The organism is Paenibacillus sp. FSL F4-0087, from assembly GCF_038020215.1.
GTDB lineage: Bacteria > Bacillota > Bacilli > Paenibacillales > Paenibacillaceae > Paenibacillus > Paenibacillus taichungensis.
Window position 1 is genome coordinate 497,655 of the sequence record NZ_JBBODJ010000001.1, and the last position, 25,719, is coordinate 523,373.

The 25,719-nt window shown below is 46.8% G+C and carries 16 protein-coding genes, 1 tRNA gene and 1 riboswitch; of the genes, 2 read left to right on the forward strand and 15 right to left on the reverse strand.

Annotation, left to right across the window (positions count from 1 at the left end; genetic code table 11):
• Nucleotides 1-129 precede the first annotated feature (129 nt).
• From MHB84_RS02305 to MHB84_RS02355, 11 genes are all read right to left on the reverse strand, one after another.
• Complete coding sequence (locus tag MHB84_RS02305; protein WP_076289387.1) at nucleotides 130-1,662, reverse strand: response regulator; 1,533 nt, start codon at nucleotides 1,660-1,662, stop codon at nucleotides 130-132.
• A gap of 100 nt (nucleotides 1,663-1,762) precedes the next feature.
• Nucleotides 1,763-4,093 (reverse strand): glycoside hydrolase family 95 protein, encoded by a 2,331-nt coding sequence (locus MHB84_RS02310; protein WP_076289386.1) that lies wholly within the window; start codon nucleotides 4,091-4,093, stop codon nucleotides 1,763-1,765.
• Nucleotides 4,094-4,245: 152 nt separating this feature from the next.
• Nucleotides 4,246-6,300, reverse strand: coding sequence for an alpha-galactosidase (locus MHB84_RS02315; protein ID WP_318261448.1), 2,055 nt, complete (start codon nucleotides 6,298-6,300; stop codon nucleotides 4,246-4,248).
• Nucleotides 6,301-6,431: 131 nt separating this feature from the next.
• Nucleotides 6,432-8,807: a glycoside hydrolase family 95 protein gene (locus MHB84_RS02320; RefSeq protein WP_076289384.1), complete on the reverse strand. Its 2,376-nt coding sequence runs from the start codon at nucleotides 8,805-8,807 to the stop codon at nucleotides 6,432-6,434.
• Nucleotides 8,808-8,829: 22 nt separating this feature from the next.
• The gene (locus MHB84_RS02325; protein WP_256716821.1) at nucleotides 8,830-10,557 is read right to left on the reverse strand and encodes a right-handed parallel beta-helix repeat-containing protein; all 1,728 of its coding nucleotides are present in this window, start codon (nucleotides 10,555-10,557) and stop codon (nucleotides 8,830-8,832) included.
• A gap of 104 nt (nucleotides 10,558-10,661) precedes the next feature.
• Nucleotides 10,662-12,305, reverse strand: coding sequence for an extracellular solute-binding protein (locus MHB84_RS02330; protein ID WP_076289383.1), 1,644 nt, complete (start codon nucleotides 12,303-12,305; stop codon nucleotides 10,662-10,664).
• 97 nt (nucleotides 12,306-12,402) lie between these two features.
• Nucleotides 12,403-13,302, reverse strand: coding sequence for a carbohydrate ABC transporter permease (locus MHB84_RS02335; protein ID WP_076289382.1), 900 nt, complete (start codon nucleotides 13,300-13,302; stop codon nucleotides 12,403-12,405).
• A gap of 15 nt (nucleotides 13,303-13,317) precedes the next feature.
• Nucleotides 13,318-14,202: an ABC transporter permease gene (locus MHB84_RS02340; protein WP_143805411.1), complete on the reverse strand. Its 885-nt coding sequence runs from the start codon at nucleotides 14,200-14,202 to the stop codon at nucleotides 13,318-13,320.
• Nucleotides 14,203-14,528: 326 nt separating this feature from the next.
• The gene (locus MHB84_RS02345; RefSeq protein ID WP_256716820.1) at nucleotides 14,529-16,763 is read right to left on the reverse strand and encodes a helix-turn-helix domain-containing protein; all 2,235 of its coding nucleotides are present in this window, start codon (nucleotides 16,761-16,763) and stop codon (nucleotides 14,529-14,531) included.
• A gap of 344 nt (nucleotides 16,764-17,107) precedes the next feature.
• Nucleotides 17,108-21,052 (reverse strand): X2-like carbohydrate binding domain-containing protein, encoded by a 3,945-nt coding sequence (locus MHB84_RS02350; protein WP_076289381.1) that lies wholly within the window; start codon nucleotides 21,050-21,052, stop codon nucleotides 17,108-17,110.
• A 330-nt stretch (nucleotides 21,053-21,382) separates the two neighbouring features.
• Nucleotides 21,383-21,466: transfer RNA gene (locus MHB84_RS02355), tRNA-Leu, on the reverse strand.
• A 423-nt stretch (nucleotides 21,467-21,889) separates the two neighbouring features.
• A riboswitch (cyclic di-AMP (ydaO/yuaA leader) is annotated at nucleotides 21,890-22,021 on the forward strand.
• 5 nt (nucleotides 22,022-22,026) lie between these two features.
• Here MHB84_RS02355 and MHB84_RS02360 point away from each other — a divergent pair.
• Nucleotides 22,027-22,491 carry a C40 family peptidase gene (locus MHB84_RS02360; protein ID WP_076289380.1) on the forward strand — a complete coding sequence of 155 codons (465 nt, stop codon included), beginning with the start codon at nucleotides 22,027-22,029 and terminating at the stop codon, nucleotides 22,489-22,491.
• Between the two features lie 115 nt (nucleotides 22,492-22,606).
• On the opposite strand, the gene MHB84_RS02365 is transcribed toward MHB84_RS02360, so the two are convergent.
• From MHB84_RS02365 to MHB84_RS02380, 4 genes are all read right to left on the reverse strand, one after another.
• Nucleotides 22,607-22,936: a carboxymuconolactone decarboxylase family protein gene (locus MHB84_RS02365; RefSeq protein ID WP_062322073.1), complete on the reverse strand. Its 330-nt coding sequence runs from the start codon at nucleotides 22,934-22,936 to the stop codon at nucleotides 22,607-22,609.
• A 117-nt stretch (nucleotides 22,937-23,053) separates the two neighbouring features.
• Nucleotides 23,054-23,272 carry a hypothetical protein gene (locus tag MHB84_RS02370; RefSeq protein ID WP_076289379.1) on the reverse strand — a complete coding sequence of 73 codons (219 nt, stop codon included), beginning with the start codon at nucleotides 23,270-23,272 and terminating at the stop codon, nucleotides 23,054-23,056.
• A gap of 122 nt (nucleotides 23,273-23,394) precedes the next feature.
• Nucleotides 23,395-23,724, reverse strand: coding sequence for a hypothetical protein (locus MHB84_RS02375; protein ID WP_024629266.1), 330 nt, complete (start codon nucleotides 23,722-23,724; stop codon nucleotides 23,395-23,397).
• A gap of 98 nt (nucleotides 23,725-23,822) precedes the next feature.
• On the reverse strand, nucleotides 23,823-24,404 hold the full coding sequence (locus tag MHB84_RS02380; RefSeq protein ID WP_063564778.1) for a xanthine phosphoribosyltransferase: 582 nt from the start codon (nucleotides 24,402-24,404) through the stop codon (nucleotides 23,823-23,825).
• Between the two features lie 205 nt (nucleotides 24,405-24,609).
• Here MHB84_RS02380 and MHB84_RS02385 point away from each other — a divergent pair, with 205 nt between their 5' ends.
• Nucleotides 24,610-25,668 (forward strand): YkvI family membrane protein, encoded by a 1,059-nt coding sequence (locus MHB84_RS02385; protein WP_076289378.1) that lies wholly within the window; start codon nucleotides 24,610-24,612, stop codon nucleotides 25,666-25,668.
• Nucleotides 25,669-25,719: the final 51 nt, after the last annotated feature.

Here is a 25,719-nt window from a genome sequence, read left to right on the forward strand (position 1 = left end):
AATGTTACTATTCATACAGGAAAGCCTCTTTCATTTGCCATATCATGGGTTAGTAAGAGGGAGCCTATCCAAATCATGTTCAAGGAAAACAGAAGGATCAACATCATCATTACCAAACAGCCTGTATCGTCATATACTTTTCCTGTATTCGTTGGGTGTTACGCCCTGTGTCTTCAAGAAAAGAGAAATAAAATAGGATGTACTTTCATAGCCCACGTTCTGCGCGATATCGTGAATCTTGAGCGAGCCATCTGCCAGCAGTTCCCTGGCTTTATCCAGTCTGATGCGTGTTAGATAATCATGAATGGTCACCCCTGTTTTTTCTTTAAAAATGGATCTCAAATAGTTCGGTGACAAATAGACCTGATCAGACAGGCTGTTGATGGTAATTGGCTGATTGTAATTCTGATCGATGAGGGTACGGACCTTGTGAATCAATTTTGCATTTTTGTCCATAAACCGCTCACCTAGCATACTCACGGCATCTTCCGCAGTACCGAGAATCAGATCTTCGATCTCATGCAGAGTCAGTGCATTATAGATGGAGTGATATAGCTCAGCCCGCTTCGGAACAGGTTTGTGAAGCTGCTCCAGCAGCTCATTAACGAGATCTATCGACCAGTCGCAGATGATTTTCTTCTTGACTCGCAATGTTGCCAATCCCTCAATATACCCGTGCAGCTTCTGTGCGGCCCATTCAAAATCCAGTCGATTAATAGCCTCAAACCATTCCTTTTGTTCAAAAGGGGGCATATGCTCCGTATAAAATTGGTTCGAAAGCGTCTCCGCATGAATTATCGTGCCTGTACCTTCATAGAAACGCTCGTTCAAGATGGTTCGCGTCTGTTCGTACAGACAGTGAATATAGGCTAACTCGGTCTCTTGTCCGCCTACAGCTGCCGTTACCGTAAAATCCAGAGCACTACGAATAGCCTCCGCCAAGTCTTCCCACGCATAATGTCCCGGCTGCTGGGCCGCTTCCATAAATACACCGGTCTCTCCTTCCTTGTAATCCACAAAGATCGCTTTCAGGTTCTTCGCTTTGAAGAAATGATCGAGAAAAGACACCAGCCGAGCTGTACATTCCTCCAGACTTTGCTGTTCCTCTTCAGCCTCCTTGGGATCGATACTGAACAAGGCCATTGCATATCGGGTGGTCTCCGATTGTCGGTTTAGACGGCTGAAACTAAAAGCGAGATCAAGAGCACGATCCTCATTTTTTTCGTAAGATAACTCCTTCAGGATATTGGCTTTGGCCGCCTCCATGGAACGGTTCTTCATTGCAACTTCTTCACAACGCTGTTTAACTTTACTGATAACGCTTTCAATTTCGTTTAAATCCAAAGGTTTTAGCATATATCCCACGGCCCCTACGTTGATAGCCGATTTTACATATTGAAATTCATCGTGCCCGGTCAGAAACATCACTTGGATCGAGTCGTAGCTCTCATGTATCTTTCTCGCCAGATCAATACCGTTCATTATCGGCATCTGAACATCGGTAAGAACGATATCAGGCTGGGTGGCCTCGATCTTCTCCAAGGCCTCCCTGCCGTTACTCGCCGTTCCCATGATATAGATACCCATCTCTTCCCAACGGATATAATCCCTCATCATCTCAAGTCCCAGTTCTTCATCGTCTACCAAAAAAATACTGTACATCAACGTCCCCTCCCTTTGTCTCTGTCTATCTCTATTATATGTTTTTCCCCCCGTGGGACCATGGTCCATATAAATGAAAGTTATTTTCAAGTATAGATCGTTATTTTACCAACTCCAGCTCACTATTGAAATAGTAACTTTCGCCTGCTTCGGCATGAAGGATCGTTCTTTGGTTGCCCCAACAAATGGTGAACGTTCCCGGCGAGAACGTGTGGATGTTCGTAGAGGTCGGCTTTCCATTCTCCCAGACGATGTCAATTTCGGCATTTCCTTTTGCTCTCAGCCCGGTTATCGAGCCGGTGCTCCATGCCTGTGGCAGCGCTGGGAGAAGGTGAATCTCGCCCGCATAACTTTGCAGCAGCATCTCTGCTAAGACAGCTGTACCGCCGAAATTCCCATCAACGACGAAAATATTACTCTCTGCTCCAGCAATTCCGGATTTGGAATAGGTGAACAGATTATCGAAGCACAGGCCGCCGATCAAATGTGAGAGGTGTTTATATGCCGTCTCTCCATCGTGCAATCTCGCAAAACCCAGTCCAAACAAAGCAGCTGTAAATTCAACATCCTCCAGCTCTTCCTGGACCATGCGGTTCTCCAGCGTTACTCGTGCTGCCGCACTGAGTTCCGGTGTATGGTCAGGTGTAATCTGATTGTCCGGATACAGCGCATACATATGAGACAAATGCCGATGTTCCGGCTGCACCTCTTCATAATCTTCCAGCCACTCCTGTAACTGGCCTTTCTTGCCGATCTGTAGAGGTGGAAGCTTGCTGATTGCTTCTTCCAGCTTGCGTCCGAGTTCCTCGTCTTTATTCAAAAGTTCAACTGAATGAAGACAAAATTCGAAGAGCCTGCGCACCAGCATCTGGTCCATTGTTGTTCCCATAGACAGCTGCTGTGCCGTCTCTCTCGAATTATCGGGATAAAAATGATTCTCCGGCGAATTAGAAGGACCCGTCACCAGCCAACCGTTCCGAGGATGCTCACACATGTAGTCCAGATAGAAGGCCGCGGATTCCTTAAGTACAGGATAGGCCACATTCTCTAGGAAAACACGATCCTGACTATACTCATAATGCTCAATCAGGTGCGTAGCCAGCCATAATCCGCCTGTAACGTTCAGCCCCCATGAGGTCTCCCACCCAGGCAACGTAAAGCCCCATACATTAGAGAAGACATGAGCGACCCATCCTTCGCATCCATATACATTACGAGCCGTTTCCCTGCCCGCCTGTGCAAGGTCCTCAACATACCGAAATAACGGAAGATGGCTCTCTCCAAGATTCGTAATTTCTGTGGGGTAATAATTCATCTGGGTATTCATATCAAGGTGATAATCACAGCTCCAGCCCATTCGGCACGCTTCACCATCATTCCAAATTCCTTGGAGATGGAGTGGCAGTGGAGAGTTCTCGCGAGAGCCCGCAATAGTCAGATACCGGCCATATTGAAAAAACAATGCAAACAACTGCGGATCTTCATTCCCCTCACCCTGTTCCAACAAACGAATGCGTTGGTCTGTAGCCAGACCGGATTTCCCCTTGTGCCCCAACTGAATATCTACCTTGTCATATTGATCACCGTAATCACGGATATGATCCTCCCTCAGCAAGGCATAACCCTTCTCTAACGCCTTCATAAGCGTAGACTCGTTCTCTGTTTCCCACTCCTGATCTGTACGGCGATAATCTGTGCTCACACTAAAATAAATCCATGCCTCATCCGCTCCGGTCACAGTCAATCGATCATCTCTACTTGCGACAGTCCCTCCGGATATAACCAACTTGACCAAACCCTTGGCCCATACGCCGCAAGTCCCATCACTATGTACATTTTCCGTTGCCTGTCCTTGGAATTCAAGCGTGTTGTCATCTAAGGCTACAACCTTGAATGATTCCGTGCCTGCCTGCAAGCCAAGTGTAAAGGATACTCCACCCGGGGCATCGCTCCAAATTCGGGAGGCCACTATATCATCGGCGTGAGAAGCGAAAACTTCACGAAGAATCGTGATGTCATCATCCTTCCAGAACGCTCCGGCCAGCGCATGAGTCAGATCCAGCTCACGTTGGAAGCTTCCAATTTCATCAGAACTCGAATTCTTCTTCCCAAAATCAATAACAACATCACATAATCCAAGATGGGTGCCGAAATTACGCTTCTTTGGCTGCAAATGTTGTTTGGCAAGTCGATCTCCTTCATCATAATCGCCGGAGAAGAAATAGCTGCGCATCTCTTCCAGTGTAGCCTTGCCTCCTTCGGAAGGATGCTCCGGGTCAATCCGACCCGACCAGAAGGTAACCTCGCTCATACTCCATACCTCACGATGCGATGACGCCATAACAACTGCCCCTATTCTTCCATTGCCCAGCGGCAGGCCTTGAGACCAATCCGCTGCAGGGGTTGAATACCACAAAGTAAAATCGTTCATATCATGTCCTCCAGTCCAATAATGATTATTTTTGAAATAGACTCATTCCCAAAATAGACAAACGCGCGATCTGTAAGATACAAAAGCGCGCGTTTGACTTTGTTTTTATATCCTAAAAACGATCACAGCTCTGGGTTGTCTTTTCGCCCAGGTCAGTTTCCCTTCACGGTCAATCTAAAGATTTTGGATTCCGCCGGTTCCAGTGATACCGTAAGCTCTCCAGACGTTTCCCCTTGTGAGCCTTCCCACAGATCCTGCAAGAGGTATACGGCATTGGTGTTTAGTCCGGCCCGCTCCAGCGAGATGGATTTAACCGCAGCTTGTTCAGCATCAAAATTGAAGACAGCGAGATAGAAACTCTTCTCTTCCGGCGATTCAAGGACAAACACATCAGAAGATAGTTTCCCAAAATCACCTTCAACTGGACGGAAGGTTTTGCCCATACGAGCAACGTTCAAAATATCCTTGTTGCCAAGCCACTCTCTTGCTCGTTCGGCAGCTTCCTCTTTACGGAAGTCATCTCCGAGTAGAAGCACCGTCCCGGCAATGACTGAAGCAGTCAGACGGCTACGTCCTTCATGCCAGCCGGTAGCTTCCTGGTTAAAGCTCTTGTATAACACCGAATGATCCGGATCATTGTAGCGATAGAGCGTATTGCTCATCCACCAACCGTGTGTCAGCGAGTTCAGCATATATTCCGTATCCGCAAGTGTACCGAAGACATCACAGGAAATACGGCGGCTGTGGGCAAAGGCATATGGAAATAATGGAGCGATGGACAAGTTTATGAAAAATGGCCGTCCGATTACTTCTGGTGAGATCTTATGCTGCAAATAAGACATGCCATAGTGATAAGCCGCTATCCCTGTTGTAATATCCGAATTGTGGTGCTGTCCTTCCAACGAGCCATGTGCCAAGAAATCCAGTTTGATATATTCGAAACCTTCCGCGATGAATTTATCCGTGAACCAATCGATTCTTTGCAGGTTGCCAGGATGTGTCGGGTCTATCGCCAGACCACCGTCTACATCTGGCAGAATTTCGCCCTCACTGTCACGCAGCAGGATATCTGCATAGGTGTATTTGCCGTTCGTTCCTTCAACCGCCTGACCGAACTGATCTGGCCCTCCCCAGAAGGCAAATGGGGTCCAGTACGTTCCCGCTCTATGTCCATTTTGCCGCACCCGGTCCAGCGCGCTCTTCATCTCTTCCGGCGTAAAATTGTCCCAGAAAGCATCAAAGTTGATGTATAACGTTTCCTCATTCTCGAATCCAAGCGGCTGTACTTCATTTTTCAGAAAATCGCTGGTCGCTGTATACAGATCATAGTCCAGATCACTCATGGCCGCGGACCAGCTGTTCCATCCGATCGGAACACCGCCCTCCCAAGGTAATTGAGCCTCAATCCAGGCATTCGCCTGACCGTAGGCTTCAAGACCGTCACGGTAGTCTTCATAGAACCCGACGAATACCAATGGGGATTCAACTCTTTTTCCCTTCACATAACCATGAGGCTGGGAATCGCGAGTCAGTTCACTCACGGCACCGCCATACAGATCAAGTCCCTCGATATGTCCGCTTTTTTCGCTTTGCATACGAATCCCTGTTTTCCATACCTTATGCGTAAGGGAACCCATCACAATTCCCCGGCGGCTGTCGGGCGCAAACAAGGCTGTCGCCTCGTAACTCTCCACATCAAGCGGTGGCTTAACAACCGTATATCTGACCCATTTATCGTTGTCAAACGGAACACGCAGAATGCTTGGTTCATCCTGGCCGGATTCTCCACCGATAGATATGGTTTTGGATTGGATGACAGCCATGCGATTCGCCTTAAGCTCTTCATCACCGACTATAGCGGTCTGCACCAGTACATACGGTGAGGATTCATACATATAGAAATGCTGCTCCAGTTGCGGCAGCAACGAAGCTTTATGCAGAACGACCAAGCGGATGCCTTTTCCAAATCCTTCTCGAACAATATCTTCCTGTGCCGTCAGCTCATGGTTCTGATAATGATCCGTGCTGTATTCCCGGCCCTGCCAGCGAAAAGCACTACGAATGCCCTTCACATGGGAAGAATGGTTGCCGATGAAGGACACTTCACCATTTTCAAGATTGATCTCCAGGCTCACGTGGCCATTTGTAACGCTTACAAGATTAACATTCTGTTGCTGCACTTGTACGGCTGTATCGCTAGTTAGCATCATATGCCTCCTTATTGTTGCATGCTGTGCCCTGAGCGGAGCTGATTATGCTCTCCTGCCCAAGTCTGCCCTCATTATAAAGACCGAATAGAGCATTTTCCATGCAACGATCTTCCGATCCATAACGCGATTTAACTCAACTTAATCTTGTAGGTACGTCCTGCAGATGTAGGGAAACTTATGATATTTGAATCGGTGTCCTCCGTTTTAACCACGCTACCGTCAAGCGTTACCACAATTGGGTCTTCACTTCTAAGCACACAGTCCCGGCCCAGGTGTGAAGTGATGTGCGCTTCTGCAAGTTTTCCGTTGTCCCATCGAATGCTGATCTCAAATCCGCCTCGGGCACGCAGGCCGGAAACATTGCCCTGCTGCCAAGCATCCGGCAATGCAGGTAGAAGTTCCATATAAGGACGGTGAGATTGCAGCAGCATCTCGGCTATCCCGGCAGAGGCCGCGAAGTTGCCGTCGATCTGAAACGGAGGATGTGCGCCCAGAAGATTCGGATATACACCGCCATGGTTATATTGTTCCGACGCTCCATCTCTGACCAGACGCAGCATGTTGGAGAGCAGATGCAGGGAACGATTTCCTTCCCCGAAACGACTCCAAAGCGCAACACGCCATCCCAGGCTCCAACCCGTGCTTTCGTCTCCCCGCCGCTCAAGGGAGGTTCTGGCGGCGACAAACAACTCTGGTGTCTCTTCGTCCGAAAGCTGTCGACCCGGATAAACGCCTACCAGATGCGAGGTATGCCGGTGGTAAATGTCTTCATCCTCATAGTCCTTCGACCACTCCTGCAATTGGCCATATTTCCCGACTTGCAGCGGCAGAAGACGATCGCGAATGCTCACCAGTTCTTTTCTGAAATCCGGGTCTGTTCCAAGTATTTCGGAGGCTTCAATACAGTTAGTGAACAACTCCCAGATTAATGAGATATCCATCGTTGAACCCGGACTGACCGCTGCTACGCCTTCCGCTGTCCGGAATTTATGCTCCGGCGAAGTCGAAGGTGAGGTCACAAGGTTACCGCTACCATCGTCAATGAGCCAGTCCAGTGCGAACAGCGCAGCTTCCTTCATCACTGGATAAGCTGAATTTCGCAAATACGTCTCATCTCCGCTGAAGGCATAATGCTCCCATAAATGCTGGGTCAGCCAAATACCTCCCATCGGCCAGAAGGCCCAGCTTGGATCACCGTCACCATAATTGCCCACTGGTGCCGTCTGTCCCCAGATATCCGTGTTATGATGCGTGGTCCAGCCGCGAGTGCCATAGTTGACCTGTGCGGTCTCAACGCCCTTCTTCGCCAAATTGCTGATCAAGTCCAGCAAGGGCTCATGGCATTCAGCCAGATTGCATATTTCAGCCGGCCAATAGTTCATCTCAGTATTAATATTGAGCGTGTAATTGCTGCTCCAGGGAGGACGAGTTACTGCATTCCATATGCCCTGAAGATTTGCAGCCTGCGTTCCAGGACGGGAGCTTGAGATCAGCAAGTAACGCCCATAATGAAAGAGAAGCTCCACAAGCCCTGGATCCTCCGCCCCATAGGTTGTAATCCGCTGTTCAGTGGACATCTGCTCCGGAGCAGGTGAATTTCCAAGCTGAAGCTTCACCCGATCGAATAGCAAACGGTAATCCGCAATATGTGAGTCAAGCAGGCTGTCATATGGCTTGGCTACCGCCTCATTCAGAAATGAACTTGCAGTGAAGGAAGCATCTTTTCCCTCGATTCCCGGAATGGCATCCATACCATTAAAACTTGTAGCCGCACTGAAATAAAAGGTTGCCGTTGTCGCACCCAATACATGAATTCCACTGCCATCTACCGTTACCTGTCCGTCCTCTGTCTTCACCGCTAGCTGGCCTTCAAAGACCATGCCCTTGTTATTTCCGGGATCACCGTATCGGATCGGCTCATCGCTCGCAACGTAGCTGGGATCGACATGCTCCGGGGCTATTCCTTCCAGAACAAAGCGGCCTTCCCTAACACTAATCGCATGCCGAAGCGGGCTATCCAGTGACGCATGTACATTCAGCGCACCTTCCGCACTTGCAGCCAGCCGCAGTACAAGTACCTGATCAGGATGCGACGCAAACATTTCACGGGTATAGATAACATGGCCAATCTGATATTCAAGGCTGTGCACTGCATTTTCTACATCCAGCGTCCGCTTGTAAGAATGGTGGATGTCCCCGTGTTCAAAGCGCAGGAGTAAATTCCCGAAAGGAAGATAGGACTGGGTGTACGGACCCAACATCTCTTTGGTCAGCGTGTCTGCTTCCGTATAACGTTCCTCCTGTAACAGCTTGCGAACCTTTGGTAGAGCGTCCTTTGCGCCAGGATTACTGCCGTTCTTCGGATAACCGGACCACAGTGTGTCCTCATTCAAGCTGATTTTCTCCTGCTCCACCCCACCAAAAATCATGCCGCCAAGACGGCCATTACCTATGGGAAGCCCTTCCGTCCATACATGTGCAGGTTTGTCATATTGAAGTTTCATGTGCACTCTCCCTCATGATTTCTCAATTTCTAGTCTGTTCCTCTGGAACATTAGTGAACGTATTATCCGCAATGTCAACCTCGCTGCAGGCGGTTGCATAGACTGCTTCTTCAACGCAAGATGACTTTCCTGTCTCGCTGGAGGAATATATTTTATTCGATTTGAAAACCAACCCACAAGTGGACTTGGCCCTTAGAATCGGGACATCACTACAAGTTTCGAAATGGTTATTCTGGATAACGACCTGTCGGTGAACGGGAGCGCTCTCATCAACCACCACATTCTCCGGGGATATGAATATCACGGGATGATCACTGCCGCCACATTCAATAAAATGGTTATCGGAGATCGTCACATCCTCTACCCTTCCTGACTCATACCAGGACTCGGCATCCACCGCAATCAAAATAGCGTTCATGGACATGCGTTCAAACGTATTCCCGGTAATCAGCACTTTCCGACGAGTCGTTACGAGTATTCCTCGTGTTGGCACTCGAGCAAAATGATTATTTGTAATTTCCACTTCTGGTGTCCAGGTTACATTCTCAATGACATCATGGCTGCCAATACCATCAGGTATTGGATGAGCAAAAGTCAGCAAGAGCTCACGAGCACTTAAACGCTCTACCGCAACCACATTGTTAGAAGCGTAGGTCGTCAACGAACCGGAACGGACAAATTCGATCTCATCACCAGGATAAAAGGCCGGAAGCCCATACGTCTGGGGATGCATGAATCGAACTTTCACGCGATCCACCGCCGGCTGATCTACAATTCGTAAATAGGTACCGTGGACATTGACAGGATCATCATGCGAACCGGAAAAATAGCTGTCTCTTACGGCTACCTTACCTCTGCAGCTGGAGATGTGCAGAAAATCCGCAAAACCGGCAACTGTACGTTCTGTTTCGGTGCGGGGAGCCAGGTTCATCCTTGAGAAAGTCAGATTTGTGCTGAACTGTCCAACAACACCGAGTCCGTGCAGGAAATGCAGACTCACGTCTCTCCACGTTATATCCGAGCATTCGGTCATAAAAGCTCCAACTTGATCACGAATGCCATCGCGGTTTTGTAGTACATGACCAGGGACCACATCAGGTTGAAAATCAAAATGCAAACGGATGGTCATGGGCTCAAGTTCTTCCACAGATTGGGCCAACTCCAACCAATTGTCGATTCGCCAGGTTGTATTCCGCAATGGATCATAGGTTTGCATAGGACCTTCCGCAAAACTCCAGCCTTCACCGAGCCAGGTTAGCCTGTTGTCCCGAATGTGATAACGGGAATCGGGGTGAACCCGCCCATCGAAATAATGCCTTCCGCTGGAGATAATCGTCATCTCCGTCACTGTCGGCTGGTGATAGTCTGTACGCAGGTTGCGAATCTCTACATTGGTGCAATTATCCAACAAAAACAGGGTCTGTTTGCCGTGGAAAATAAACAGGGAGCCGTTGCCCTCCAGTGTTACATCATTCATTCCTTTAAGCAAAATGGCAATGGTCTTGGTTATGTCCGGGTTCTCTTCTTCACTCGTTGTATTGGAGATATAATAAGCAGCCCGAATCGCCTCTTCCGGGTAGAAATGATACCTGCCTCTCGCACAGTCCAGCACCACCGGACCAGGGATTTCAGCCGCCGCCTGAATGGCACGAGCCATAGCTGGCTGGGTGTCCAACTCAGAGTCTGGCACAGCGCCATAATCCGTCAGTCTTATCGTCGTGGAATTCGTGATATGTTCTTGTTCAGTCACAGGAATGCTGATCCCACCCTTCTTGGTATGTAACCTTCTGCCTAAATACAAGGAAAATCAGGTGCCGGTACATCATAGGCACCTGATTCCGATATCCCTGTTAATTACTTGCTTGTGTCATATGCTTTTTGCAAAATTTCCAGATAACGATCGAGCTTCAGGTTCTGTAAACCTTTCACATAAGCATCCCAGTCCTTATTCAAATCCTTGTTGCCTGTGATGAATTGCAATTCATTTTGCTCAATGTAGTTTCTAATATTGGTTTGCAGCAAGCTGGCTTCATCAATTTCGTTTGGATCAATCCAGACAGACCAGATCGGGAACAACTCTTTGGGCTCATGGCCTTCGTACAACAGCGATGCATCATATAATCTGCGCTCATAACCATTGGATGCATAAATATCTGTGCCCTGTACAAATGTATCACGATATTCTTTTGGCATATAGAAGTGAGCCATGCCGCTCCAGCCCGCATTACGTGGTGCCTCACCTTCAGCCATAGGAATTTGTTTTACTACAGGTTTAACGTCTTTACCCAGTGCCACATCACCATCCACCGGATCAGTCCAGTCAATCCCCTTCATACCGCTTGCACCGTTCGTTTGGCCTTCTGGTGTGAACATGTAGTCAACCATTTTGATCAGGGCAATCTGCGCTTCTTCACTTGCCTTGTTTGTGATTACAAATTTTGCTCCTGGAGATACACCGCCCGCATCATGCGTTGCATAGGACACACCCTGTGGTCCAGAAATCGGTGGCAGCGGGTTATAGTGCGCCGAACGAGTATTGCCTTCGTCAATGTTTACGAAGATCGCGGGATGCATAGCTGCACCGGCACCCAGAATTTCAGCGTCAGCATTCTCACCGATTTTCTTGAATGCTTCTGCGTTTTGTGTGAATGCACCAGGGTCAATCAGACCTGCATCAAAGAGGGACTTGATGTAAGTCAATCCTTCTTTCCATTCAGGTGTAATTGCCGCAGATTGAACTTTTCCATTTTCCATTTGCAGGTAGTTCCGGTCATCGTCATAGACAAATGCATTCATCAGGAAAGGAATAATTCGTACGCCAAACTCCTCTATGGAACCACTCAGCGGTACCTCATCTGCTTTGCCGTTTCCGTTCGGGTCCTGCGTTTTGAAAGCTTGCAGCACGTTTTTGAATTCTTCGGTCGTCTTTGGCATTTCCAGATTCAGCTTTTTCAGCCACTCGGTATTAATCCACATCTTGCTCGGATAGGAGCAGTGGAAACATTCTGTATACGCAACAAGTCCATAGATATTACCATCAGGCGCTGTATTAAGCGTTTTCAAATTAGGGTTTTTCTCCATGGCCGCTTTGATGTTGGGAGCGTATTGATCAATGAGATCGTTCAAAGGAACGAGCACACCCTGCTTGCCATACTTCAGCAGATCTGCTTGAGAGAATTGGTCTATATAGTGGGTCAGCAGATAGGCATCGGGATAGTCGCCGCTTGCAAGTGAGATTTGGCGCTTTTCCTTGGCTCCATCCGATGGATTGATCTCCCAATTGAATTTGATATTGAATTTGTCTTCCACAAATGCTGTAAATTTATTGGTCGGAATATCAATGCTGGAATCCTGAACCGCGAACACGCTGATATTCACCTTGCCGCCCTCTTCCGAGCTTCCCGGTTGTGCTGTAGATGAGCTGCCATTGGAACACCCGCTCATGACAACTGTGAATGCCACTACCAGCATCAATAACGTTACCATACTTTTCTTCAAATCTGATCACTCCCTTTTTGTAGTTTACCAGTTGAGACGATGGTACCTTGCGTATGAACTGTCTATATCTTCTTTCTCCATACACCGAATCTAAGGATCAACCCTTAACGGAGCCTACCAGCATCCCCTGTACAAAATGACGCTGTACAAATGGATAGATGACAAGTACAGGCAAAGTGGCAACCACAATTAACGAATATTTTAACAGTTCGGTAAGCTGCTGTCTTTCCACCATTTTCGCCACGTCCATGGCACCCGAACCGTTGTTTTGAATGATGATACTTCGCAAGATGAGTTGCAGCGGGAAAAGGTCTGCCGATTTGAGATAGATCAGAGCATCAAAGTACGCATTCCACTGCCCCACTGCATACATGAGAACCAGCACGGCGATAATCGGCTTCGATAATGGGAGTACAACACTCCAGATAAATCGCATATCACTACAGCCGTCAATTTCACTAGCTTCCAGAAGCTCCCCTGGAATAGAAGATTGAAAGAACGAACGAGCAATAATAACCTGCCATACCCAGATTGCATTCGGGATCAGTAACGCCCAGCGGGTATCAATCAGATGAAGCTGCTTCACCACCATATAAGTCGGAATCAGCCCTCCACTGAAAATCATGGTGAAGGTGATGATCATCATCAGGGTGTTTCTGCCGAAAAAAGTTTTGCGTGACAACGGATAGGCGATCATGATGGTCAACGCTACACTGATCAGCGTACCAGCGGCCGTATAGAAAATGGAGTTACCGTAGCCGATGAGAATTTCAGGTGTATTAAATAAAGCCTTGTAACCGTTGAAGGAAATATCTACAGGCCATAGCCATACCCGGCCGGAAGTTACTGCTGCCGGACTGCTAATTGAACTGCTGACGATAAATATCAGGGGGTAAATAACCACCAGCGCCACGAGACTGAGCAAAATGTAGATTGTAATCAGAAACGTTTTGTCGACGGCGGACTCTTTAATCTTGGTTTGAACGTTTGCAGCCATAGGTGAACTCCTTTCCTACCAAATGCTATTCTTAGTAACTCTCTTCGCCAAACCATTCACCGTAACCAGTAAGACCAGATTGATCAGTGAGTTGAACAGCCCTACGGCAGTTGCAAAGCTATAGTTGGCATTCAACAGGCCGACTCGGTAGACATAAGTTGCAATGATTTCAGAATTAGCCAGATTGAGCGGATTTTGTAGCAGGTAGACTTTCTCAAAGCCAATCGCCATGACATTTCCGACATTCAGGATCAAAATAATGACAATGGTTGGCACCAGCCCTGGCAGATCCACGTGACGGATTTTTTGAAAACGCGAGGCCCCATCAACTTTGGCCGCTTCGTACAATGTGGGATCGATTCCGGCAAGTGCTGCCAAATAAATAACCGCACTGTAGCCCGCAGTCTGCCAAATGTCGGACCAGACGTAAATTGAGCGGAACATACCTGGCTCACCCAGAAAATTCACGGAATCCAACCCAAAGAAGTTCATGGCGATGTTCACAAATCCAAGCCGTGGTGCCAGGAACAGCATGATCATGGATACCATCACGACTGTTGAGATGAAATAGGGTGCAAAGGATACGAGTTGGACGAATTTCTTGAACTTGGCTCCGCGCACCTCATTTATCATGAGTGCGAGCACAATCGGAATTGGAAATCCGGCCAACACTAAATAACCGCTAAGTAAAATGGTGTTCTTCACCAGGGTCCAAAATAATGGATTCTCAAAGAACAGACGAAAGTTTTGAAAACCAACCCAATCACTTCCCCATATTCCCTTGATGACGTTATAGTCCTTAAAGGCAAGAACCGCATTGATCATCGGATAATACTTGAAGATGAGAAAAAATAGCAAGGGCGGAATCACCAGTAGATGTAACTGCCAGTGCTTCATCATTCTTTTGCGGGCATTGGTCAGAAAACCAGGTGCCTTCGGCTGTGTTGATGTCTTGTGATTTAATACGATTTCCTTCTCCAGAACAATCCCCCCTTACTAGCTGTCTGCGATGCGTAAATTTTGATAGCGCTTTCTTGATTCTGATCATAGTCGATTTTAATGTCCCATAAACAGGTACACCTGCGCCGTTAAACGTACAGTTATCCTGTTTTTGGGGGCACAAATCCGCAGTACGACAGCCATTTTTCCATTACGGGGGCGTATTCGTAAAAAAAGACCGTATTGTCCGTAACACGGACAACACAGCCTATAGGTCTTCCTTTCATTTAATCGTCAACCGATTGTCTATACACACTGGGCGAAACACCATTCAATCGCTTGAATGCCCTCCTGAAGGAGTGAGAACTATTATAACCTACCCGTGACGCAATCTCATCCACTGTATAATTGCTCTCTTTTAACAAAATCACAGCCTGATCCATTCGGACTTTGATCAGGTGGTCGGAGAAATTAACACCCGTAAACTCTTTGAATAATTGAGAGATGTATTTCTCGGGGCGCTCCACATGCTCTGCCACCCGATACAGAGTCAGCTCTGTGTCTGAATACATTTTCGCAGTATATTCCTTAATCTGTTTGATGATTTGAATATGGGCATCCTTCTTCTTGTTTGCAATAACGGAGCACAGTTCTTCCATGATCTCATAAAACTCAGCTTTGATCGTTTCAAGCGGCTCCGAGGAACCAATATCAATGACCCGCCGTTTCACATTCTCAATGGAGGCATATTCCGTAAATGCCTTTTGGTCCAGCAACTTGAGAAAAGTCCCCTTCATTTCTCCAACAAGTTGATGCTTCATTTCCATGGACAACTCCCGCTGCTCCATGTTCTGCACAATGATTGCATCGACAATCCGTTTGGCCTCCTCAAGTTCACCTGCACGGATCGTGCCAATCAGTCGCTGTTCCGAATCCAGCGGGTAATAGTACGTTGTATTTTCGGTTTGGGCTTCATTGTTCCACATCAAGCCTTTTTTGTTCATGTAGACTGCATACTCCAGCGCCTGATTGGCCTGATCAAAGGAAAGGCTAACCTCTGTCAACGATGTGAAGAGATTTCCGAATCCTGACTGAATGGTGATCCTGTATTCATTGAACACATACTGTGCCAGATTCTCCATGATGTGCGTGATATCTTCCTTTTCACGATCCTTTTCGGAGTCGGTTTCTTTGGAAAAGAACAGGATGACCACTTTATCCGAGCCCATATCGGTCATCAGGACATCCACGTCCAGTTCAGCCAAAGCCTGCTTCAACAGTAGTCGGGAGGCATTCAGTTCATTCAGGATATCAACACTATCCATACTGGCATAACCCTTAATCTGGACAATTCCTGCATATCCCGTGCCTTGATACAAATTAATATCTGCCTGTTCGGCGGCGGAAAGAATCTCATCCCGCGATTTGAATTCCCCGGAGATCAACCGCTTCAGGAAGGCGTCCCTGACCAGTGGGAGCTGGCGATTTAATTCGGATTCAAGCAGCTTATTCTTGGTAAGCATATCAGCGATATTTCCACTCAAAAAGTCAAATTCATTTTTGGGAGCCGATTCATCCTTCCCAAACTGCTCTTTCATTACACTTAACAGTCGATTGATTGGAACGCTGTTGCGATAAGCCAGCACAAGTCCAACAATCAGTCCGATGAGCAGTGTGCCGCCTGTAATCAGCATCGTCATCCCCTTGATCCTGTTTGCATTCTCCATCAGGACATGACGGGGAATGCCCGCTTGATATACCCATCCGTTCTTATCAGATCTTGTAGTGATCACAAGATCATCTCCATAGAACTGGCTGACTCTACTTGGATCATAATGAGAGTCAGTGGCCATTTTCACCATCTCGGGCTCGGAGCTCCCTTGCAGCGCAATGGTATTTCCCTCCGCATCGCTGATATGAACCCAGCCGCCGTATCGGTCATTCAGGCTGGACAACAGACTAAGAATCATTTTCTCGTCAATGATTACAACGGCGACAGCCGGTGAAGAATCATTGAAGCTGTCCAGAGGCAATGACTGCATATATGTGATTACGGAAGTCTGCTTCCCCCTACTGACATAGGAACTAAGCGGTTTAATCTCACTCCGATGGGTCTTCCCCAACACGTCCTTCATCCATTCTTCTAACGAAAGATCGTTATAACGAAAATCAGCGTAATAGTGATTTGGTCTGTAAGAAGAACCCGGGGTCAAAATTAGATTGTAATTCGCAAGATAAATATAATAATTTTGCAGAAAATCATTGGTCTGTCCAAAGGTCAACACATTCTCCATCGTTCTCCATATCCCATATACGTTGGTTTCGTTGTCCCTTTCATTCATAAGAACGTTCAATTCCTGATTGACCGCAAGCTGTCGGGTGAAGCCCTCCACTTCCGCCATGCGGCCCTCCAATATTTCCTGGCTTTTCTGAAGTTGGGTAACACTATTCTCAATCGAAATGGACTGTGTTACGGAGATGGACGTCAGATAAGACATATAACCGCCAATGCTGGGTATCACCAAAATGATCACGTAGGAAATTAAAAATTTACGAAAAACATTGGAATATTTAATGGGTAACCCTCCTCCCCCTCCTTGAGGTATTGGTAGCGTTATCAAAGATAATAATATTTTCCGGGTTAGTCAATTGTTTTATCTCATTCTTCAATCATGTTTCATTCGGGAATGAATAAAAGGCAACGATCAAAAGACGATTATCATTGCTTTTTTTAACATTTCCGAAGTTCTTTGGTTTGAGATGATGTGCGTCTCCAATAGTGATTTTTGTATAGTAAGCCTCCTTTTCCATAACTCCTTAACGTTCAGAAAAAAGGGGCCGAGATGGCCCCCATTCCTAGTTCACATCATTTCTTCTTCGGTTCTTCCACCTCTGATCGGGCTTTTACAACCTGATCGACGGATGCTGCTTCAACATCGCCAAAGGCCCAGTGTGTGGAAGGAACGTCCTTCCACTGTGGCTGCGAAACGTTCGTGAGCGGTGCTCTGCCCAAAGCTCTGTTGATTGCTACAACGGCTTCCGCTCTTGTCAGTAAAGCATTCGGTCGAAAAGTTCCATCTTTATAGCCTCTCAGAATGCCTGCGCTTTGCGCTTTCAAAATGGCTTCCTTGGCCCAGTGACTACCGATATCCGAGAATCCATCGCCTGAATTCTCAGAAGCCGGACTAAGAAAGGACACAAGAGTGGCCATCTCCGCACGAGTCAATGACTGATTTGGCTTAAACGTGCCATCTTTGTAGCCATTCATCAGCCCCATCTTGCTTACCTTAGCAATGGCGTCGGCTCCCCAATATTCAGATTTAACGTCACTGAATGCAACATCAGATCCCGTGGCTTCTTTCTCAGATACCAATGCGAGTATGGTTGCCATCTCTGCACGGGTGAGCTTGTTATCTGGCTTGAACAAACCGCCCGGATATCCTTGAATATACGCCTTGTACGGAATATCCTGACCATCATCCGTTCCTGTTGTCCCGTCAGTAGTTCCGGATTCAGGAGTTGGCGCTGGCACAGAAGGGTCTGAAGGCTGGACGACTGGATTCGATGGTCCGCCTGGATTGGATGGACCACCTGGATTCGACGGATTCGACGGATTGGACGGATTCGTTGGTTCTCCGTTTCCGTTTCCGTTTCCAGTAGCGACAGTAAATTTCAGTTGATCGGCCAGCATAAGATCACCGGATTTCTTCACAACTTTGAGTGTATGCTGACCTTTTGCCAGTCCTGAGATGCTGTAAATCTCCTGCATCATTTGGCGACTCGGACTGTATGCGTTCACGGTTTGCTTCAGTTGTCCGTCGACATAAATATCTACTTCTCCCTGCTCCGGTCCAGTAGGTGTAATCAAGCTTATTCCGGTACCCTTGAAGGTGTACTCGAAGAAATCTCCATCCGCCGTCGTAGAATGTACGTCATTGAGATAATCACCGCCGAAGGAGAAACTGAGATTTAACGTTCCCACAGGCTGGGCAGCAAGATATGTTTTGCTCAGTGTAACGCGGTCGCCATTAACCGTATAATCAGTCCCTCGTGTCAGTTCATTGGAGCCGTTGGTAATGCCCTTAAAGCTTCCCGCCTGGATCAGCAGCGTGACATCAATGTCAGCCTGAGCAGAAGCTAATTTGTCAAAGCTCGCATTCACCGGATTAATCATATTCGGGAGCTCAACCTTGAGCATATCAAGCAGCATAAATCTACCCGATTTCTTGACGGCCTTCAGCGTGTGCTGCCCATCAGGCAAGCCCGATATGCTGTATAGATTCTGCTGTGCCAATCTTCCGTTGCGATACGCACTGACCGTTTCCTTGAATTGACCATCCACATAGATATCCATATCTCCCTGTGACTGGTCTACCTCCGTGAACAGTTGGATCCCTGTTCCTCTGAAGATATATTCAAAAGAATCACCATTAGTCTCGGTATACTGTACATCATCCTTATAGTCGCCCATGCCTCTACCAGTACTGCGGGACCATGAGCCATTGTATTTAATTGCCGGATCGTCGTTATTGATCAGGACATAACGAATGCCCGTTGTATCGCTAACTCGAACAGTAAGAGTTTGCGGATCACCAGCACTGAAATTGATAACGAAGTCTGTTGTTCCTACATGCAGTTGGGTGAGATATTCTTTTTTGATGTTCACTTGGTCATCGACCACCGTGTAGTCGTCTTCACTGAGCATTACTCCGTCATTTTCAATGCCAGTTAATGTATTTCCGTTCAAAGTGAGCGTGACAGTAATGTCCTTCTGTTGTTCTGTTGCCTTGTCAAAGTCAGCAGAAGCCGGACTAATGGTGCTGTTCTGCTCTCCTGTAGGAATTTCCCTTGTTACTCTAAGCGCATCCAGCAGCATATACTGGCCTGATTTTTTGACGACTTTCAAGGTATGTGAACCGTTAGTCAACCCAGCAGCACTATACAGCACCTGTTGGGCTTCTCGTTCATCATCGGTATAAGCGCTAACCGTTTCAGGCGTTCCATTGTCGAGTGTGACTATCATGTCTCCCAGACCCTTGTCCTTCTCCGTCAGCAAATCAATACCTGTGCCCGTGAAGGTATATTCAAAATAATCGCCGTCATCCTCAGTAAAATGTACATCATCTTTGTAATCTCCGAAACCTCTGCCGCTATTTGGACTCCATGAACCGTTGTACTGAATATGGCTATCATCATCATTAATATAAACCACATCGGTAACAGCAGCCGCATCCATGGAAGCAGCATTTGCTATATTTTCTGTATTCGCGGTTGGGTCAACTTCAGCTTCCAAGTCAGCTCCTTGTTGCGTATTCATATTCGCTGGACCAGTGGTCGAGGAATCCGTAATAGCGATGCTCAGATCCTGTCTGCCATCGATTTGCTCCTTGCCCCCGTTTCGCTTCCAATCTCCACTATAGCGCATGCCCGTATCATCATCATTAACAGCTGATGTACCGCTTAATGCGGTTACCTTAAGCATCCGGGAAGCATGGGGTTCCAGTACGCCGCCACTGAATTCATGATTAAAATTCCCCAGTTCGGAATGGCTCCAGAGATCACGGACCGAAGCCGTACCTTCGAGGCCAATATCACTCCATTTCACTTTGACCTCGGCACTCCGATTGCCCAGATTGAACAGAGCTACATTGTACGTACCATCTCCGTTATTGGCATACCAAACCTGCTGTTTGGTGTCCATGGAAACCGGATGGGCTGGACGACCAGCCTGATTGACCGCAATGACTTCGTCATTCGTCAGCAGTTCCAGCCCATAGCTGTCCAGCCTGGTCAGATCATTACCTGTATAAAGTGGTGCTGAAGAGATTGCCCAGAACGTGGTAGCGGTCTTCCGCTCGTCCCTGGTCAGACCATCCATCGAGCCATTCCCGACATTCAGTGAATCGAAGTCGTTCCAGCCTCCGGGACCTGCATCCCGCCACCAGAGGGCAGCGATGGGGAACAAGCGGGAAATACTCGACCATTCGGTCAATCCCTTACTGCTGTCATAGGCTTCAACATCCCAGTCGATCCTCCAGCCGTTCGCATACTTTTTCCAGAAGTCCACGTAATTGTGGTCAAGCGCCCAGGAAAGCTCAAACCAGATGTTATTTCTGTCCAGGGCTTTGGACCAAGCCTCCACATCACCGCGTGCATCGCGGCTCAGGTTATTAATTCCCGATCCTGGCGTCACACTATCGAATTTGACAAAATTGATACCCCACTCTCCAAGAAGATCCGCGATGGAGTCAATGTACTTCTGTGAGCAAGGGTTCGAAAAATCAATTTTGTACGTGTACGAATCCCAAGCATCCATAACAACGAGCGGTTTTACTGCAATATCTTGCATACGACATGCCCCGCCCGTTCCATACACCTCAAGATTTTTATCATAGGCTGTGATGGATAATCCCGGAATCAGATAGATTCCGATCTTCTGTCCATTATTATGGACATAATCGATGACCTCCTGAAATCCATTTGGATAAAGAACAGTACTCGGAATAGGACGGCCGTATTCATCTTCGTCACCGTTCCAGCCAGCATCAATATTAATGTATTCATATCCATGGGCTTGCAGCTTCTCGCGCATGGCATCCGATTGCTTCTTAATACTCTCGGCAGATGTCCAGTTACCCGCCCCGTCATATACTTGCATGCTGTAACTACTCCAACCCATATACGGCTTTTGGGCCAGACTCTTATCTGCTGCTTGTGCCACATTACCTGTCGTTCCCATAATTCCGAACTGAACTGCCGCAATCATGAACACCATGAAACACATTGCCATCCTTTTTCCGATTCGTTTCAAATTATCCCTACCCCCTCTGAATTTGGTCAATCAAATTCCTGTTGATAGCGCTTCCATACGAGAAGAGAATAGTGTATAGTGGATTTCCAGGATAGGTACAATTCGGTATTTTACGTACAATTCACCTGAAATATAGGGGCAAACCGTCGCAGAACAAACATATTTCCATTAATGGATAAATAAACAAATAAAAACTTCATCTTTGCTCAAATTAAGGGAATGGGTTGAAGACAACCAGGATGAGCAATCACTCTAATCCGTAAACAAAGAAAAAAGGTTCCTAGAGTGGCAGTAATGCCATTCTAGGAACCTTTTTCGTATTACATATGATGCGGTCGAGAGGACTCGAACCTCCACGGGGGTTAGCCCACACGGACCTGAACCGTGCGCGTCTGCCAATTCCGCCACGACCGCGTATGTTGTATCTCCGAGAAATTACATCGCGGCGACAAGAAATAATATATCATGTGCAGGTAATTAGTGTCAACAAAAAAATATTCCTTATTTAATATGTAAAGCTGTACTCATCCATCATTTCATGCAAAACAAAAAACTAAGGCCAATACAATTGATGATAAAAAACTGTCTGAATGAATTATATGTTGGAAGGCCAGTTCCGTACCAGGCCTACCCACCTCCTCTTTAAGGTTTTAGGAAGCTGGAATCCTGCATTTGAAACAGTAGTTACTTTTTTGTCATCTATCAAAACTCAACATTCGAGTTATTTCTACATAAATAGCGATAATTCCGTTAACATTGAGATGATAAGAAGTGTTCAAGAACGGTTTGACATTTTCGCATTTATGCAATATAGTTTCAAAAGGTTACAAAAACTTAATTATTCATTTGCCGAGTTTCATGTTTGAAAACGGGGGAACCATTTTGGGTGAATTATTCTTATACATAGGAAATATAGGGAACCTTCTACCGAACCCTTAGCTAACTCCGTAGGCATCGAAGGGAGAACAAAAATTTTGAAAAAGCTTATCATCTCCATTTTTGGAGCAGCAGTATTATTTACATCTGGTGCAGCAAGCACAGAGGCAAGCAGTATTAACACCGTCGTTAACAACATGACAGGCATACCTTACAAATGGGGTGGTACTACACTCGCCGGGTTTGATTGCTCTGGATTTATGAGATATATTTTCAACAAATATAGCATTGAATTACCACGCACTTCCCAGCAACAAGCTAAGGCCGGAACGCCGGTATCCAAAGCTAATCTGCGTACGGGTGACCTGGTATTCTTTAATACGATGGGCAGTGGCATTTCACATACAGGTGTATATATCGGGGGCGGACAGTTCGCTCATGCTTCAAGCAGCAAGGGTGTCAGCATCACTCAATTATCTAATCCTTACTTCAACGATCGTTACGTAACAGCACGCCGGGTAACAGGACAGTTTATGTATAACAAAATGCTGGGCAAAATATAAGTTAACACGAAAAGGCTTCGGTTATAACCGGAGCCTTTTCTTTGTCTATCTTTGTCTACATTAATATTGATTTTCTAGAGGTACACAAGGTCATCATCCGTCTTAACCAAAGCTTTTAATGTAAAGCCTTCTGTACTCTCATTGCACCCTGAGACAACGCATGGCCTCCGCCAACTGCTCCAGCCACAGCAACCGTCTCCATAATCTCTTGATCGGTCGCTCCTTTGGCACGCGCTTCTTCCACATGGTAAAACGTACATACCTCATTGTTTGCAAACAGTCCAATGCCCAGCGCAATCAGCTGTTTGGTCTTGGCATCAATCGCCCCTGCCTGAAAGCACTCTCCAGTGAACTCATGATAAGACTTCACCACAGCTGGCAGCACGTCGCTTAATTCACCAATCTGATCTTTATAGGCATGAACCTTATCATTCATCAGTGTCATGGTTACCGCACATCCTCTCGGCTGATATGTTACAAGCTCTCACTGTACCTATCTTCTCTCCCGAGAGGTGCAATTATGCCAAAACATCCATGGTAAATGAACCTAAAAACGCATGTCCTATTCTTCGAGCGGGCTCTTACGTGGTTCGCTGAACAACTGATACTGATAATTCCGATCAAGCTTAACCACACGACGATTCTGACGGCGAATGAGCACCTGCTCCCCGTCCCAGGCCACTACAATGCCTGTCACATCATTGGACTGAATCTCGTCCCGTACTACCCTTACTTTTTCACCCGATAAACGCAGTGCATCCAATTCTGCATCACTGATCATATTTATGGCGCCTACTTTCCCAAAAAAATTATTTACAAAAAGAGACCTAAATGAAAAGTCATTTAGGTCTCACGTGACTGTATTGGACTGTCATGTCATTCGAAATATGTCCCGACTGAAAGTTACCGCTGCGCGTGCTCTTTGCTGTCGTTCTTCTCAAACCAAAAATCAAGCACTTTGGCGGACATCACACGTTCTTCAAGGTACTCCACTTGATGCGGTGTAAATTGTTCTTTCCAAGAGAAGGACAACTCTTCGCACAAGCCTACAATCGTCAGCAATTCTGACCAAGCAACGTAGCGTTTGTACCAGAAAAATTGAGGATGTTCAATCATATAGGGATAAAGGTCATCGAATTCCGTATGTTTACAATCCAGGGCACGCTCAAAATGTACTTTCGATTCCGCCAGCTTATCAATAAAAAATTGTTCTGTTGCCGGTTGGTTACCCATGGTGTTGCCTCCTCTCCCTAACATAACCCCATTATAAATGAAATCAGCGGTCATGCAAAGGCATTGTTATAAAAATAGGCACTTTTTCCTTTAAAAAGTCACAATTCGTTATCGTCGAATTGTACAGTGCCATCGTTCAGTGAACGAATGCGCACCAACGCTTCAACCGGGATACCCTGCTCACGAATAGTGCGCGCTCCGGCCTGAAAACATTTTTCGACCACGACACCGAATCCGACCAGTTCCGCACCCGAACGTTCGATAATTTTGATGACACCACGAGCGGCATCGCCATTTGCAATGATATCGTCAATAAACAAAATACGGTCATTCTCATGAATATATTCACGGGACACCATAATATCCGTTACGATCCCTTTGGTAAAAGAAGGCACTCTTTCACAGTAAGCGTCGGGGTCAGCCAAAAGTGTTTTTTTGCGCCGGGCAAATACCAGTGGAACACCCAGTTCATGTGCAGCAGCAAAAGCGACCGGAATCCCGGAAGACTCCACTGTAATGACCCGGGTTACACCACTTTCACGAAAACGAGCGGCAAATTCCCGTCCCATTTCCATCGTCAGTGCAGGGTCAATCTGGTGATTCAGCAGACCATCCAGCTTCAGCACCTGATCCGACATGACTACACCTTCTTGTAAAATTCGTTGTTTCAATACTTCCATAATTTGACCTCCCAAGCCTATCCTATGACGTAAAAGTATCATAGATCCGGCTCTCAGTTCAAGCGAAATTGCCTTTGCTCTTGTTCAGAGCATGTTAAATGACCCTTTGCCACACTTCAATTGTCATGACTTTGACGGGTCAAGCATACCTTGTACCATGGCACCCGCATGTCCAAACTATTCAGGGGCCTGAGAGGGGAAACGCATGAAACAGGCATTTCGGGTGCTGCAGATCGCATTTACATACATTGGAACGGTAGTAGGAGCCGGCTTTGCAACAGGGCAAGAGATATTGCAGTTCTTTACCCAGTATGGCAAATGGGCCACCATTACCATTGGCTTATCGACCATGCTCTTTGTCTGGTTAGGTACAAAAATGATGCTGATTGCCCATGATACCGGCTCGCGCTCTTACGAAGATCTCAACAAGCATCTATTCGGTCATAAAGCAGGAAACTGGATTACATGGGTTACCCTTGTGATACTCATTGGAGTAAACAGTGTCATGCTGGCCGGAGCAGGGTCGGTCTTTGTAGAGCATCTGGGACTTCATTATCAGACCGGACTGATTGTTACCCTTATCGGTACTTATCTACTGCTTGGACGGGGTATTCAGGCTATTCTACAAATGAACAGTATCGTGGTGCCTATGATGCTCCTGCTCTCTCTGCTTATGATCACCAGCACCATACATCATCCCGGCGCAAACCGATTTATTACATTAACCACGGACAGCAATCCAATCCAGGTCTGGTTATCTCCTCTTTTGTATACTTCATTCAACCTGGCACTTGCCCAAGCAGTGCTCGTTCCGGTGGGGAATCAGATTCGCAGCCGAAAGGTACTCAAATGGGGCGGCGTTCTGGGCGGGATTGGTGTAGGATTCATGCTTATGGCAGCCCACTTCGCCATGTCAGCCCAGATGCCTGGCATCACACAATTTGAAATTCCAATGGGCAGCATTGCCTTTCAACTTGGATGGGTAGTCCAGTCTATCTATGTATCCCTGATTTTTATGGAAATCTTCAGTACATTTGTAGCCGATATTTATGGAATGACCCTCCAACTCAGACAGCATGTCCACGTACATCCCAAACTAATCATACTGGCCATCATGCTGCTATGTTATTCGCTCAGCCAGTTTGGATTCAGTTCCCTGCTCTCTATCCTTTACCCCATTTTCGGCAGTTTGGCACTAATCTGGGGTGCAAAATTAGTAATGGATCGATGGGGAAGCTTTCGAGGTCGTAACAAACACCTATAACAACGTATTTTTGTTACGAAATATCATTTCCCTAAATATAAAAAAGCCGCT

What these genes read in the sequence shown, in the direction of transcription:
- MHB84_RS02305 (WP_076289387.1), bottom strand. Translation starts at nt 1,662, where the DNA reads ATGTACAGTATTTTTTTGGTAGACGATGAAGAACTGGGACTTGAGATG.
- MHB84_RS02310 (WP_076289386.1), bottom strand. Translation starts at nt 4,093, where the DNA reads ATGAACGATTTTACTTTGTGGTATTCAACCCCTGCAGCGGATTGGTCT.
- MHB84_RS02315 (WP_318261448.1), bottom strand. Translation starts at nt 6,300, where the DNA reads ATGCTAACTAGCGATACAGCCGTACAAGTGCAGCAACAGAATGTTAAT.
- MHB84_RS02320 (WP_076289384.1), bottom strand. Translation starts at nt 8,807, where the DNA reads ATGAAACTTCAATATGACAAACCTGCACATGTATGGACGGAAGGGCTT.
- MHB84_RS02335 (WP_076289382.1), bottom strand. Translation starts at nt 13,302, where the DNA reads ATGGCTGCAAACGTTCAAACCAAGATTAAAGAGTCCGCCGTCGACAAA.
- MHB84_RS02340 (WP_143805411.1), bottom strand. Translation starts at nt 14,202, where the DNA reads ATGATGAAGCACTGGCAGTTACATCTACTGGTGATTCCGCCCTTGCTA.
- MHB84_RS02365 (WP_062322073.1), bottom strand. Translation starts at nt 22,936, where the DNA reads ATGACACTGATGAATGATAAGGTTCATGCCTATAAAGATCAGATTGGT.
- MHB84_RS02370 (WP_076289379.1), bottom strand. Translation starts at nt 23,272, where the DNA reads ATGATCAGTGATGCAGAATTGGATGCACTGCGTTTATCGGGTGAAAAA.
- MHB84_RS02375 (WP_024629266.1), bottom strand. Translation starts at nt 23,724, where the DNA reads ATGGGTAACCAACCGGCAACAGAACAATTTTTTATTGATAAGCTGGCG.
- MHB84_RS02380 (WP_063564778.1), bottom strand. Translation starts at nt 24,404, where the DNA reads ATGGAAGTATTGAAACAACGAATTTTACAAGAAGGTGTAGTCATGTCG.
- MHB84_RS02385 (WP_076289378.1), top strand. Translation starts at nt 24,610, where the DNA reads ATGAAACAGGCATTTCGGGTGCTGCAGATCGCATTTACATACATTGGA.